The sequence below is a fragment of the Betaproteobacteria bacterium genome, from assembly GCA_016720065.1.
Classification (GTDB): Bacteria; Pseudomonadota; Gammaproteobacteria; order Burkholderiales; family Rhodocyclaceae; genus SSSZ01.
Window position 1 is genome coordinate 1,253,428 of sequence record JADJXY010000002.1, and the last position, 13,654, is coordinate 1,267,081.

The 13,654-nt window shown below is 68.2% G+C and carries 11 protein-coding genes and 1 pseudogene; 4 read left to right on the forward strand and 8 right to left on the reverse strand.

The features are described 5' to 3' along the window. Positions 1 to 40 precede the first annotated feature (40 nt). Both IPM73_08965 and IPM73_08970 read left to right on the forward strand, forming a co-directional pair. Positions 41 to 946 (forward strand): DMT family transporter, encoded by a 906-nt coding sequence (locus IPM73_08965; GenBank protein MBK8918160.1) that lies wholly within the window; start codon positions 41 to 43, stop codon positions 944 to 946. A 3-nt stretch (positions 947 to 949) separates the two neighbouring features. Continuing rightward, entirely contained in the window at positions 950 to 1,723 is a 774-nt protein-coding gene (locus IPM73_08970) for a zinc-dependent peptidase (GenBank protein MBK8918161.1), read from the forward strand. 6 nt (positions 1,724 to 1,729) lie between these two features. Here the strand turns inward: IPM73_08970 and IPM73_08975 are convergent, their stop codons facing one another. From IPM73_08975 to IPM73_09010, 8 genes and pseudogenes are all read right to left on the reverse strand, one after another. Then, positions 1,730 to 1,951, reverse strand: coding sequence for a hypothetical protein (locus IPM73_08975; protein ID MBK8918162.1), 222 nt, complete (start codon positions 1,949 to 1,951; stop codon positions 1,730 to 1,732). Between the two features lie 12 nt (positions 1,952 to 1,963). After that, the gene (locus IPM73_08980) at positions 1,964 to 2,614 is read right to left on the reverse strand and encodes a PEP-CTERM sorting domain-containing protein (protein MBK8918163.1); all 651 of its coding nucleotides are present in this window, start codon (positions 2,612 to 2,614) and stop codon (positions 1,964 to 1,966) included. 385 nt (positions 2,615 to 2,999) lie between these two features. Continuing rightward, positions 3,000 to 3,188 (reverse strand): annotated as a pseudogene (locus IPM73_08985) (hypothetical protein). Between the two features lie 214 nt (positions 3,189 to 3,402). Then, positions 3,403 to 4,296, reverse strand: a complete 894-nt coding sequence (locus IPM73_08990) for an alpha/beta hydrolase (GenBank protein ID MBK8918164.1) — start codon at positions 4,294 to 4,296, stop codon at positions 3,403 to 3,405. Between the two features lie 28 nt (positions 4,297 to 4,324). Next, on the reverse strand, positions 4,325 to 6,673 hold the full coding sequence (locus IPM73_08995; GenBank protein MBK8918165.1) for a DNA internalization-related competence protein ComEC/Rec2: 2,349 nt from the start codon (positions 6,671 to 6,673) through the stop codon (positions 4,325 to 4,327). A 52-nt stretch (positions 6,674 to 6,725) separates the two neighbouring features. Further along, a complete protein-coding gene (locus IPM73_09000; protein MBK8918166.1) occupies positions 6,726 to 8,741 on the reverse strand; it encodes a methyl-accepting chemotaxis protein in 2,016 nt (671 codons plus the stop codon). Positions 8,742 to 8,800: 59 nt separating this feature from the next. After that, positions 8,801 to 9,478 (reverse strand): ATP-binding cassette domain-containing protein, encoded by a 678-nt coding sequence (locus tag IPM73_09005; GenBank protein ID MBK8918167.1) that lies wholly within the window; start codon positions 9,476 to 9,478, stop codon positions 8,801 to 8,803. After that, positions 9,471 to 10,718, reverse strand: a complete 1,248-nt coding sequence (locus IPM73_09010) for a lipoprotein-releasing ABC transporter permease subunit (protein ID MBK8918168.1) — start codon at positions 10,716 to 10,718, stop codon at positions 9,471 to 9,473. The genes IPM73_09005 and IPM73_09010 overlap by 8 nt, the downstream gene beginning before the upstream one ends. 189 nt (positions 10,719 to 10,907) lie before the next feature. Between IPM73_09010 and IPM73_09015 the strand changes: the two genes are divergently transcribed. Both IPM73_09015 and recJ read left to right on the forward strand, forming a co-directional pair. After that, a complete protein-coding gene (locus IPM73_09015; GenBank protein ID MBK8918169.1) occupies positions 10,908 to 11,930 on the forward strand; it encodes a hypothetical protein in 1,023 nt (340 codons plus the stop codon). Then, a complete protein-coding gene (gene recJ, locus IPM73_09020) occupies positions 11,927 to 13,615 on the forward strand; it encodes a single-stranded-DNA-specific exonuclease RecJ (protein ID MBK8918170.1) in 1,689 nt (562 codons plus the stop codon). The genes IPM73_09015 and recJ overlap by 4 nt, the downstream gene beginning before the upstream one ends. The last annotated feature ends 39 nt before the right edge of the window (positions 13,616 to 13,654 follow it).

Sequence of the window (13,654 nt, forward strand, 5' to 3'; positions counted from 1 at the left end):
CGGAATTATAGCGCCGGGGCGCTGGGGCATAATCTCCGCCATGGCCGCAGCAACCGCCTCCTCCCCCGGACGCTTCTACCTCAACCCCTACCTGCTCCTGACGCTCACCGTCCTGTTCTGGTCGGGCAACATGGTCCTGGGCCGGGGCATGCGCGAGGACGTGCCGCCCTTCGCCCTGGCCTTCTGGCGCTGGGCCATCGCCTTTGGCCTGACCCTGCCCTTCGCCTGGCCCCATCGCCGGCAGTGGCCGCTGCTGCTCTCGGGCTGGAAGGCCGTCGCCCTGCTGGGCGTGCTGGGCGTCGGTGGCTACAACACCTTTGCCTACCTCGCGCTCCAGTCGACGACGGCCACCAACGCGGTACTGCTCAATTCCTTCATCCCGGTGGCCACCATCGCCATTTCCTGGGCCTTCCTGGGCAAGAGCCTGAGGGCTGTCGAAGGGCTGGGCGTCCTCATCTCCCTGATCGGCGCCGTCACCATCGTCGCCCGCGGCGACCCCGCGGTGCTGGCCGGGCTGGCGCTCAACCGGGGCGACGTCTGGATGCTCGTCGCCGTCCTCACCTGGGCCATCTATACCGTGGGCCTGGCCTGGCGCCCCACCGGGGTCGATCCCATGCTCATGCTGGCCGCCCTGACCGCCGTTGGCCTCCTGGTCCTCGCCCCGATCTACGCCTGGGAAATGGCGGGCGGCCGAAGCATCCACCTTCACCCGGGCAGCCTCCTGTCCCTGGCCTACGTCGGCATCTTCCCCGGCTTCCTGGGCTATGTGTTCTACAACCGGGGCGTCGCCCAGGTGGGCGCCAACCGGGCCAGCCTGTTCATCCATCTGATGCCTGTCTTCGGCACCGCGCTCTCGGCCCTCTTCCTAGGGGAGATCCCCCAGGCCTACCACTACGCCGGCATCGCCCTCATCTTCACCGGCATCTGGCTCACCACCCGGCACTGAAAGATGGGACTCCTCGACCTCTTCCGCCGCCCCGCCCCCGCGCCCATCCCCGACGCCCTGTGGGACGCAACTGTCGCAGCCCTGCCCTTCATCGCCGCCCTGGAGCCGGAGGAACTCGGCCGGCTGCGGGAACTTACCGCCGCCTTCCTGGCGGAAAAGGAATTCACCCCCGCCGGCGGCCTGGTGGTGGACGACGGGGTCTGCCTGGCCATCGCCATGCAGGCCTGCCTACCCATCCTGGAACTCGGATTGGGGGCCTACCGGGGCTGGGTGGGCATCGTCGTCTATCCCGACGAGTTCGTCATTCCCCGCCTCACTCAGGACGAGGACGGCGTGGTGCACGAGTACGACGAAACGGCTTCCGGCGAGGCCTGGGCCGGCGGCCCGGTCATCGTCTCGTGGCGGGACGCCCAGATGGCGGGCGACGGCTACAACGTGGTGATCCACGAATTCGCCCACAAGCTGGACATGGAAAACGGCGAGGCCGACGGCGTGCCCCCGCTTCCCCCCGGCGTCTCCCGCGAGCAGTGGGAAAACGTTCTGCACGCGGCCTACGAGCACTTCTGCCAGCGCGTCGATGGCGGCGAGAAAACCTGGATCGACCCCTACGGCGCCGAACACCCCTGCGAATTCTTCGCCGTGGTGAGCGAAGCCTTTTTCGAAATGCCGGACGTGGTGGCCGAGGAGTACCCGGCCTTCTACGACCTGCTGCGCCGCTTCTACCGCCAGGACCCCCACGTCCGGCTACAGCGCTGGGTCGCCGCAGGCCGCGACTGAGCGCGGTTAAAGCTGTTTTGCTGAGCGAGTCTTCCTGGGATCGCCGCGGCGTGCGCCGGCAACTGAGAGCCGACGCCATACCGCCGATCTGCTGTTCTGCAACGACATCTCGACATCTTCCGCCACAAACTGCCGCGCAAGATCGAAACCGACGCAGGCCTCGTTGCCTTCATCGAGGATCGCCATCGACGACGACAGATCCCCAAGGATTTCGCCTACCGAAAACAAGCCACTATCCTTTCAGCATCGGCTTGCAACGGATTCTGACAAAGTGGAATTGACGTTGCGCCGAGAAAGGCGGATGCCGACCATGCCGACCGCGAGAAGCGCGAGGTTTCCCGGTTCGGGGACCGTGTAGCGGATATCGAAGCTCACGTTGCTTGTGATTTCGAACTCCGTCGAGAATGGGTAGTGCTGCCCAAAGAGATCGATCTGAGAATCGCAGAACGTACGGTTTTCAGAATCCACGACGCAATTGACCGCGGTGATGACCTGTGTCGGAAACATGTTCTGCGTGAACAAAGGGTCTCCCTCCAACTGTCCGCCACGAATAAATATGTGCATGTCATCTATCCCCCCGGGTACGCCGACGTGGAACGATGCGGTGCTGCCCGACAGGTTGCTTATGCTGTGTTCATCCAGGTCGGTAATGTCGTTATCGAATACTCCGGTCGCTGGCACGCGAAGGGTGACACTGAGTATTGGAACTGCGGCCGCGTCGCGGGGCACGGAGGCACCAACGGCGACGAGGAAAAGCGCACCGATGACCATCGACAGACGCGACGCAAGCGCCCTGGTTGCAACGGGGTCACGTTGGACGGGAGGGAAAATCGGTTCAGAGATCCTTAACAGTGGCTCAGCGTTTGGAATTTGAGCGATGGCGATACACATGATTCCTCCTGGGGATATGAAAGAGTAACAAGCCTTGCATGAGAGGCTCTCGCACAAGAGGCCATTGCCTTACGTTGACGTTTTGAGCACTTAGCACGCAAGAACAGACTCTTGACAAAAATACGCGACGGACCCTTGAGTTCATTCTGAGCCTGGATGCGCGCAATATCTGTTCGCTGTCGCACATAGAAACAAGAAGCGATTTGTTGACATTGTTGTTTAACTGTGTTGAATAATGCCGATTGGGTGACCGCCGCAACTGCCGCCGATGATGCTCTCGTAGACCAGATCGTCTGGGTCAACCTGGTGTGACCGTGCGAGCGCGAAAAACGGACTGGCGCAATGCCGCAGCAGTCGGCGCACGGGAAGATAGTTGTCGCCTCATTCATGCCGCCAAGACCTGTTTATCTGTCGCCGGCAACGCCATGTCGATCACCGAGTCACGTTCCGGGTTGAGCGTCACGGCGCCGATTGGCGCCCAGTTCCGCGTATGGCGCGACCAGCGTGCCGGGTTGCGTTCCCGAGCCTCGGCGTACAGCGCGTGACGCGCCGCGAGAGTCGCATGGTCTTCGCCAGCATCGCTCTGCGCCGTCCGAACGGGCTGGCCGTGCAATGCCAGCCCTGGACGGACCCGGGGGGGATGGGGTTCCTTCGACGCTGCGCAGACCCCACGCCCCGGCCTCCCCTTCTTCGACAAAGCTCAGGACAGGCTCGAAGGGGGAGGAGCCCAGCGTGACCTGCGCCGTGCTCAAAATACGTTCCGTCAAGAACGCAGCACTACAGCGCCTTCAACCCAGCAGGAAGTCCCGCACCACGGCGATCTGGCTGTCGTCCATGAACATGGGAGCGTGGCCCACGCCGGCGATTTCGGCCAGCTTCGCCCGGGGGCCGCGTTCGGCCATCTGCTGCCAGGTTTCCCGGCGCAGGAGGTCGGATTCCGCCCCGCGCACGGCCAGGGTCGGGCAGCGCACGGCTTCGTAGAGGGGCCAGAGATCGATATCGACCGCGGCGAAAGCCATGCGGAAGGCCTCGCCGATGGCCGGATCGTAGCGGAAGCCCCAGCGCCCGTCGGCGCGACAACTGACGCTGGTTTCGGTCAGGTGGCGCCACTGGGCGTCGCTGAGGGGGCCGAAGGGCGCGCTCACCTGCCGCACGTAGGCCAGGGCCTCGTCGAAGGTGGCCCAGGTGGGGTCGGCGCCCACGTACTGACCGATGCGGCGCAGGGATTCGCCGGTGATGACCGGCCCCACGTCGTTGAGCACCATGCGGGTGATGGGGGTATCCGGCATGCCGGCCAGGGCCATGCCGATCAGCCCGCCCATGGAGGTGCCCACCCAATGCACTTCCTCGGCGTCCAGCCGGGCAATCAGCGTCACCATGTCGGCCACGTACTGGGGAATGGCGTAGCCGGCCGCATCCTTCAGGCGGCCACTGCGGCCCCGCCCCACCACGTCGGGACAGACCACCCGGTAGTGAGGCATGAGGGCCCGGGCCAGGTCGTCGAAATCCCGCCCGTTACGCGTGAGGCCATGGACGCAGACCAGCACCCGGGGATTGCCCGGATCGCCCCACTGGCGATAGGCCATGCGGTGCAGGCCGGTGGGACTCGCGCAGCGCACCTCGCGATCGACCCAGGCCGGCGGGCGGCAGAAACAGCGCTTGAAACAGTCGAACCAGCTCATGACACCTCCTTGGGGAAGAAGCATAGCATCAGCGGCCATGCCAGTAGCGCGGGCGTTCCTCGCGCCAGGCCCGCGCCTGCACGCCTTCCCCGGTCAGAAAAAATTCGAGCGCGCCGTCCCGGTCGGTGCGCCACAGGGTCATGCCCGCTGCCGCGTAGCGGGCCAGAACCTCCTCCTTGGGATGGCCGAAGCGGTTGCGGTACCCCACCGGCACCACGGCATGGCGCGCACCCGTGGCGGCGACGAAGGCGGGGGTCGAGGAGGTACGGCTGCCGTGGTGGGGCACCAGGACCACATCGGCAGCAAGCTCAGCACGATGGCGGCGCAGCAGGGCCTCCTCGTCGCGGGCCTCGATGTCCGAGGTGAGCAACATCGCCCGCCCCTCGGCCTCCACGCGCAGGGTGCACGACAGATGGTTGGCCTTGCCCCCGGCCCGGTAGTCCGCCGCGCTGGGGTGCAGAATGCTGAAGCGCACCCCGTCCCACTCCCAGCGCTGCCCATCCTGGCAGGGGATGCTCCCGGCCTCGCCGGTGGAACTCCAGAAGCTATCCACCGGCAGTGCCGCCCGCAGCGATGCGCTGCCCCCGGCGTGGTCGCTGTCGCGATGGGTCACCACCAGCCCGTCCAGGCGATCCACTCCCAGGGCACGCAGATAGGGCACCACGACGCGCTGGCCGGCGTCGGACTCGGCGCTGTAGAGGGGGCCCGGATCGTAGACCAGGGTGTGCTCCCGGGTGCGCACCACAGCGGCCAGGCCCTGGCCCACGTCGAGCACCGTCACCCAGGCCTCACCCGCGGCCGGCCGTGGCGGTGGCCAGAGAAAGAGCGGCAGCAGCAGACCCAGCCCGGCCCAGCGGCCGGGCACTCCGGCCGGGAGGAGCAGCAGGCCGACCCCAAACCCGGCCAGGACGGCCACCGGCAGCGGCGGCGCCGCACTCTGCCAGACCGGCATTGCGGCCGCCACGGCGAGCCCCTCCATGAGCCAGGCCAGGGGCAGGTGGGCCAGATGCAGCAAGCCGTCCCAGGGCACCACCGCCGCGGCCAGGGCCAGGGGCGTGACCACGAAACTCACCACCGGGATGGCCAGTGCATTGGCCAGGGGCGAGACGAGGGAAAACTGCCCGAAGACCAGGAGCAGCACGGGCAGCGAGGCCAGGGTCGCCGCCCCCTGGACGAGACCCCAGGCGCGCAGGCGCAGCCCCAGCCCCGGGCGCGCATCGCCATCGGGATCGCCGTCCCCCGCTCCGGCCCCGCGCCGGTCCGCGGCCACGAAGAGCAGGGCCGCCACGGCCCCGAAGGACAACCAGAACCCGACCGCCAGAACGGCCCAGGGATCCACCAGCAACACGGCCAGCAGTGCCAGACCCAGCACCCGGCCGGGGGAGACCCAGCGCCCAGACCCCAGGGCCAGCGCCGCCACCGCCAGCATGTAGAGGGTGCGCTGGGCGGGAACGCCGAAGCCGGCCAGGGCGGTATAGAGGAAGGCCGCCACCACCCCGGCGGCCAGGGCGACGCGCTGGGCCGCGAATCGGTTGGCCAGGCGCGGCACGCGCCGCCACAAGGCGCCGCAGGCCCAGCCCAGCAGGGCCGCCACCAGGGTCACGTGCAGGCCCGAGATGGACATCAGGTGGGTGGTTCCCGTGCGGTTGAAGACATTCCACAAGTCCCCCTGGATGGCCCGCTGGTCGCCCACCGCCAGGGCCGCCAGAATGCCGCCGTAGGGGTGGGTCTCGGGGGGAAGCACGGCGAGAAAACGGTCCCGCACCCCTTGGCGCAGGCGCTCGACACCGTAGCCGAAGCCGGGGACGAAGGCCTCCAGGAGAAAGTTGGCCTCCCGCGGGCGCACATAACCCGTGGCCCGCACGCCGTTTTCCAGCAGCCAGGCCTCGTAATCAAAACCTCCCGCATTGGCGTTGCCATGGGGCCGGCGCAGGCGCAGGACCAGGTGCCAGCGCTCCCCGGCCCGGAGGGAAGGCAGCGCCGCGGAAGCCTCCGGGTCGGCACCGCGATACCAGGACAGCATCACCCGGCGGGGAACGACCGCCCCCGCCGTCTCCACCCTTTCCACATCGAAAGCGAATCGCTCACCGCGGGAAAAGCCCTGGGGCAGCGCGGCCACCACGCCGATCACCGCCACGTCGCGCCCCTCCCAGGCCTCGGGCAGGGCGTCGGCCAGACGGCCTTCGGCCCGCCAGGCGGCCCAGCCGAACCCCAGAATCAGGGCGGCGGCAAACACTGCCGTCAGGCGCCAGGCCCCGCGCAGGGGCAGGCAAAACAGGAGACCGGCCAGCAGGCCCACCGACCCCCAGGCGGGAACTTGGGGCTGAAACTGGAGGGTGATGACCCCCAGGGCGAAGCCGAGGGCCGCGCAGCCCAGGGGAAAAACCGCCCTGGGCGGGGCGGCGGGGCGGGTCACGCCCTCCACGGGATCAAGTCTTGAAGCGGGTGACTTCCTGGCTCAGATTCTCGGCCAGACGACGCAATTCCTGGGCGGTGCCGGAATTGGCGGCGGCGGCGGCATTGTTCTCCTCCGCCATCTGGGCGATCTTCTCGACGTTCTGGGCGATTTCCGTGCTGGCGGCGGCCTGCTCGCGCAGGGCGCCGGTAATTTCGCCCACGGCACCGACCACCTGCCGTGAACAGGCCTGGGCTTCCTCGATGGTGCTGCCGGCGCGACTGGCCTGCTCGACGCCCACCGCCACCGAGGCGACACCCTGCTTCATGGTGGTCACGGCGGTCTCGGTCCCGGTCTGGATCGAGACGATCATGTCGGTGATTTCCTGGGTGGATTTGGCCGTGCGCTCGGCCAGTTTCCTCACTTCATCGGCCACCACGGCAAAGCCCCGGCCGGACTCCCCGGCCCGGGCCGCTTCGATGGCGGCGTTCAGCGCCAGCAGATTGGTCTGATCGGCAATGTCCTTGATGGCGCCGACGATGGCGGAAATCTGGTTGGACTTCTGCCCCAGGGCCTCCACCGCGGCGGCGCTCTCGTTGACCGTCGCCGCGATGCGCTGGATTTCGCTCACGATGCCGCACACCATCTCGCCACCCCGGGCCGCCACCCGGTCCGATTCGCGGGAGTGGTTCTGGGCGTCTTCCGCATTGCGGGCGATGTGGTCCACGCCCACGGTCATTTCCTCCACCGAGGCCGCCATGCTGGAGGCGGCATCGCTCTGGTGGCCGGCACTGTCGGCGATCTGCCGGCTCGAGGTGGCGAGTTGCTCGGTGGCGATGCGCAATTGCTGCACGCCGCTCTGGATATTGCCCAGGAGCTTGCGGAAGGCCCCGGCCATGTCGTTGAAGTGATCCGCCGCGGCGTGCAGTTCGTCATGGCCGTCCAGGTCGAATCGGGCGGTCAGATCCCCCTCGGCAAGCCGTTTGGCCCCGCGGGAAAAGACCTCCACACTGTTGAGCACCGAGTAATACATGCCCGCCGCGAAAAAGGCGGCCAGCGCCAGGCCGATCAGGGCACCCAGCACGTAGGCCGCCCGCTGGCGCTCGGCGTCACCCTGCCGCTCGGCCAGCATCTTTTCGAATTGCGGAATCAGGGTCTCGAACATCACCTGATAGCCGTGGTCGATGACCGTGGTGGCCTGCTTGAAATAGTCGTCGGGGGCGGTCTGAAAGCGTTCGGACAGGACATCCTCCCGCACCAGGGCGAGCAGGGCATCGACTTCCGCCGTCAATTGCTTGGCCGCCGGCTCCAGGACCGGACGGGTGGCGGGCACCTTGTCCATCACCTTGCCCAGGTTGATGTTCTGGGCGCGCAGGGTCTGGTTGAGTTGGCCCAGGGTCGCCGCCATGGCCACCTTGAGTTCCGGGGCGAGTTCCTTCTTGCTCAACACGCCGGTGCCCCGGGCCCGGGTGACCCCCAGGGGTTCCAGCAGGGCCGGCATCTTCTGCACCACCGTATCCATCATGTAATAGGTATCCATGACCGGGTCCAGGGTCAGTTCGGTGGCGTCGGCCACGGTGACCATGAAGAGCAGTACCCGGTCGATGAGGGCCGAATGGCGCTTGACGTTGTCGCCGGCCGGCCAGCTCAGGCCCTGGGTGCGGATGGCCTCCCACTCATCCCGTACCGCCTTCCAGTCGGCGTGGGCGCGCAATTCCGGCGACAGGGCGGCTTCGGTGGCGGCGAGGAAGTCGACGACCTCCTTTTCCTTGGCCGCGCGCTTGTCCTTCATGGCCTCGTTGCCGTTCAGCACGCCGGACGACAGACCCCGATGCTGCTGCATGGACTGCGTCAGGCGGTTCATGGGCTTCAGCATGCCCAGGCCGGCAATCTCGCTCTTTGCCGTCGCAATGTCCCGTCTGAGCTGGGTTTCGAGGGTGTAGAGGAAGACCGCCAGGATGACGACGACGATCGATCCAATGAGCAGAAACTTGGCCGGGTAGCGCAGCCGGTTGAGCACCGCCACCGAAGGCCTGAAAAGCGCTTGCATGAATGTCTCCTCCGTTATTGTTGCTTTTTATTCACGGGTTCCATGCCCCGCGCCGAAATCTAACCTGCAATACATCCATCATTCAAGCTCAAGCTTCGAGCGGCCCGCGCCGCCAGCAGCGGATCGTGGGTTACCAGCACCAGGGCCGCCCCGCGCTGGGCGACTTCGGCGACCAGCAGATCGAAAACCGCCCCCGCGGTGCCCCGATCCAGGTTCCCCGTCGGTTCGTCGGCCAGCAGGCAGGCGGGCCGGGTGACCAGGGCGCGGGCGATGGCCGCCCGCTGCCGCTCGCCGCCGGAAAGCTCCCCCGGGCGGTGCGCCAGGCGGTGGCCCAGGCCCACCGCCTCGAGCAGTTCGGCGGCCCGCTGCCGGGCTTCGTCCCGCGGGGTGCGCCGGATGAGAAGCGGCATGGCGACGTTTTCCACGGCGCTGAATTCCGGCAGCAGGTGGTGGAACTGATAGACGAAGCCCAGGTGGCGGTTGCGCCAGTCGCCCCGCTCCGATTCCCCCAGGGAGGAAAAATCCCGTCCCAGGAGGCTCACCGCTCCGGCGCTGGGCGCGTCCAGCCCCCCCAGGAGGTGGAGCAAGGTGCTCTTGCCCGATCCGGAAGCGCCCACCACGGCCAGGGTCTCACCGGCCCGGATGTCCAGGTCGATGCCCCGCAGGACGGGCACTTCCAGGGAGCCGCTCTTGAATGTCTTTTCCAGTCCCCGGGCGGAGAGCACGACCTCACTCATAGCGCAGCGCCTCCGCCGGATTGACCCGCGAGGCCCGCCAGCTCGGGTAGAGCGTGGCCCCGAGCGCGAGGACGAAGGCGATGGCCGTGACGCCCCCCACGTCCTTCCACTGCAGTTCCGAAGGCAATTGCGAGATGTAATAGACATCCTTGGACAGGAAGTGAATCCCCAAAAGGCGCTCCAGCGCCGGCACCACCACGTCGATATTGAGGGCCAGCGCCACCCCGCCGGCAACGCCCAGGCCCAGCCCCACCACGCCTACCAGCGCCCCCTGGACGACAAATATGGCCAGGATCGATCCGGGCCGCGCCCCCAGGGTGCGCAGAATGGCGATATCCGCTTCCTTGTCTGTCACCGCCATAACCAAAGTGGATACTAGGTTGAAAGCCGCGACGGCCACAATCAGGGAAAGGATGATAAACATCATCGTTTTCTCGATTTGCACCGCCCGGAAGAAATTGGCGTGGCTCTTGGTCCAGTCGTAGAGATAGGCGTCGGCGGAAATCATGGGGGCGATTTCCCGCGTCACCCGCGGGGCGGCGAACAGGTCGTCGATCCTGAGGCGCACGCCGGTCACGCGGTCCTCCAGGCGATAGAGTTTCTGGGCGTCTTCCAGGTGGATGAGGGCGAGGCCGTTGTCGTATTCGTACATGCCCACCTCGAAAATGCCCACCACGGTGAAGGTCTTGAGGCGGGGCACGATCCCGGCCGGGGTGACGCTACCCTGGGGCGCGATCAAGGTCACCTTGTCGCCGGTGAATACGCCGATGCCCCGCGCCAGGTCCGCGCCCAGGATGACGCCGAATTCGCCCGGGCGCAGATCCTCCAGGCGGCCGCTCTTCATGGCACCGGCAAAGTCCGCCACGCCCTCCTCCAGTTGCGGCACGATGCCCCGCACCACTGAACCGCGCACTCCGTTATCCACGGCGAACATGGCCTGGGACTGGACGAAGGGCGCGCTGGCCCGCACCTCCGGGTGGCGCGCCGCCTGGCTCGCCACTTCGGCCCAATGGGCGAGTTCCCCGGAAACGCCGGTGATCTGGATATGGGAGGCCACGCCGAGGATGCGGGTGCGCAATTCAGTCTGGAAGCCGTTCATCACCGACAGCACGACGATGAGCGCCGCCACGCCCAGGCCGATGCCGGCCATGGAAATGAGCGAAATGAAGGAAATGAAGTGATTGCGTCGCTTGGCGCGGGTGTAGCGCAAACCGATGAGCAGTTCGTAGGGCAAAGCCATAAAACGCCAGGATTCCGGGAAACGGGGCAGAAGTGCGAAGCCCGCTGCGAGCGGGCGTAGCGGCATACGGGGGACGGCAAAGGCGCCATGGTACACTGATCCCGCCTCCCCCCGTATCGCCCATTGGTAGGGCATTCCGTACCGCTTTCCCCCGCTTCTCCGCCTCGCTTCTCCGCCCCGCTTCCCCCGATGCATCTGACCCTTCTCGTCCCCGAACTGCTCTGGCCGGAACCCGCCGACCAGGCCGCCTGGGAAGGCCTCGCCCTGCCCGGCCTGGCCTGGCTTCTGGGCCGCGCCTCCTGCGAACGCAAGCCCGCCCTGCCCTACGAACACGCCCTGGCGGCGGCCTGGGGCCGCACCGCCGACGCGCCCCTGGCCGCCCTGCGCCTCCTGGGGGAGGAGGCCCCTGGCGCCCTGACCCCCGCAGACGCCTGCTGGCTGTGCGCCGACCCGGTGCATCTGCGCTTTCACCACGAGCGCGTCGTCCTGGCCGACGCCGGAGCCTTCGAGCTTGCCGCGCAGGAAGCGGAGGAACTCGTCGCCGCCCTCAATCGCGAATTCGCGGACCTGGGCAGCTTCCATGCCCTCACGCCCCGCCGCTGGTTCCTCCGCCTGGCCCGGCCCGTCGCCTTCACCGCCCCGCCGCTGTCCGCCGTGGCCGGCCGCCGTCTGGACCGGGGCCAGGCGGCTTCTCCCCTGCAATCGACCCTGAACGAAATCCAGATGGTCCTGCACGGCCATCCGGTCAATGAAGCCCGCGCCGCCCGCGGGCTGCCGGCGGTGAACGGCCTCTGGTTCTGGGGGCCTGGCGCCCTGGGAAGCGCCCCGCCCCCCCCTTTCGCCAGCCTCCACACCGACGACCCGCTGGCGCGGGGCCTGGCCCGCAGCACCACCGCCCAGGACCGGCCTCTGCCCGCCGGGCTGGACGCCCTGCTCGCAGGCGGCCCGGGGGACCGGGTCCTGGCCGTCCTGGACTCCCCCCTGCCCGCCGTGCTCTACGAGGATGCCGCCCGCTGGCGCAACGCCCTCGCCGACCTCGACGCCGCCTGGTTCGCCCCCGCGGCCCGGGCTCTGGGACGCCTTGAATCCCTCACCCTCCTGGCGCCCACCGTCTACGGCGCCCTCGCCTGGCGCCTGGAACCGGGCGCCCGCTGGCGCTTCTGGCGCCGCCCCGCCGACCTCGCCGCTCTGGCCCGGAGCCTTGCCGCATGACCCGCCTCGTATCCCGTACCGTCCCACCCCGCTCCGCCTGGCAGCTCGAACAGCAGGGCCTGCATCCCCTGCTGGCCCGCCTCTACGCCGCCCGGGGCGTCGCCGACCGCAGCGAACTCGACTACGACCTCAAGCACCTGCTTCCTCCCCAGACCCTCACCCGGGCCGACGAAGCCGCCATCCTCCTGGCCGACGCCATCGAGGCCGACGCCCGCATCCTCATCGTCGCCGACTACGACTGCGACGGCGCCACGGCCTGCGCCATCGGCCTGCGCGCCCTCAAGGCCTTCGGCGCCCGTGTGGAATACCTGGTGCCGGATCGCTTCAAGCTGGGCTATGGCCTCTCGCCGGAAATCGTCGATCTCGCCTCCCAACGCCAGCCCGACCTCATCGTCACCGTCGATAACGGCATCGCCAGCCTGGAAGGCGTCGCCCGGGCACAGGAACTGGGCATCGCCGTGCTGGTCACCGACCATCACCTGCCCGGCGAGACCCTGCCCGCGGCGGACTGCATCGTCAATCCCAACCAGCCGGGCTGCGGCTTCGCGTCCAAATCCCTGGCCGGTTGCGGCGTCATGTTCTACGTCATGCTCGCCCTGCGGGCCGAGATGCGCCGCCGCGGCGCCTTCGACGACCAGCCGGAACCCAACCTGGGCGGCCTCCTCGACCTGGTCGCCCTGGGCACCGTCGCCGACGTGGTGCGCCTGGATCGCAACAACCGCATCCTGGTCAGCCAGGGCCTCGCCCGCATGCGCCAGGGCCAGGTCAAGGCCGGGCTCGCCGCCCTCTTCGCCGCCTGCGGCCGCGACCCCCGGGCCGCCACCGCCTTCGACCTGGGCTTCGTCCTGGGCCCCCGTCTCAACGCCGCCGGCCGCCTGGCCGACATGGGCCTGGGCATCGAGTGCCTCATTACCGACGACCCGGCGCGAGCCCTGGCCATCGCCCAGAAACTCGACGGCCTCAACCGCGAGCGGCGCGAAATCGAGGCCGACATGCAGGCCCAGGCCCTGGAACTCCTCGACCGCCTGGGCGACGCCGGCGACGCGCCGGGCATGGCCCTCTTCGACCCCGACTGGCACGAAGGCGTGGTCGGCATCCTCGCCGCCCGGCTCAAGGACCGCCTGCATCGGCCGGTGTTCGCCTTCGCCCGGGGCGAGAGGGGCCTCCTCAAGGGTTCCGGCCGCTCCATCCCCGGCCTGCACCTGCGCGACGCCCTGGACCTGGTGGCCAAGCGCGCCCCCGGCCTGCTGCTGCGCTTCGGCGGTCACGCCATGGCCGCCGGGGCGACCCTGCGGGAGGAGGATTTCCCCCGCTTCGCCCAACTCTTCGCCCGTATCGCCGCCGAACTCCTCGACCCCGCCGACCTCACCCGCACCCTGGAAACCGACGGCGGCCTGGAACCGGCCTACATCTCCCTGGAAATCGCCCGGCTCCTGGAGCGGGAAGTCTGGGGCCAGGGCTTCCCGGCGCCCCTCTTCCTGGACGAGTTCGAAGTCGAGCAGCAAAAGATTCTCAAGGAAAAGCATTTGAAGCTGCGTCTGCGCAAGGGAAGCTCCCGCATCGACGCCATCCAGTTCAATTTCGCCGCCCAGCCGGGCCCCCGCGCCCGCATCGCCTTCCGCCTGGCGGTCAATGAGTACATGGGGGTGCAGACTCCCCAGCTCACGGTGGAATATCTCGAATAGGCGAGCGACTCCCGCGGGCCGCGCCACTCCATATCCCGG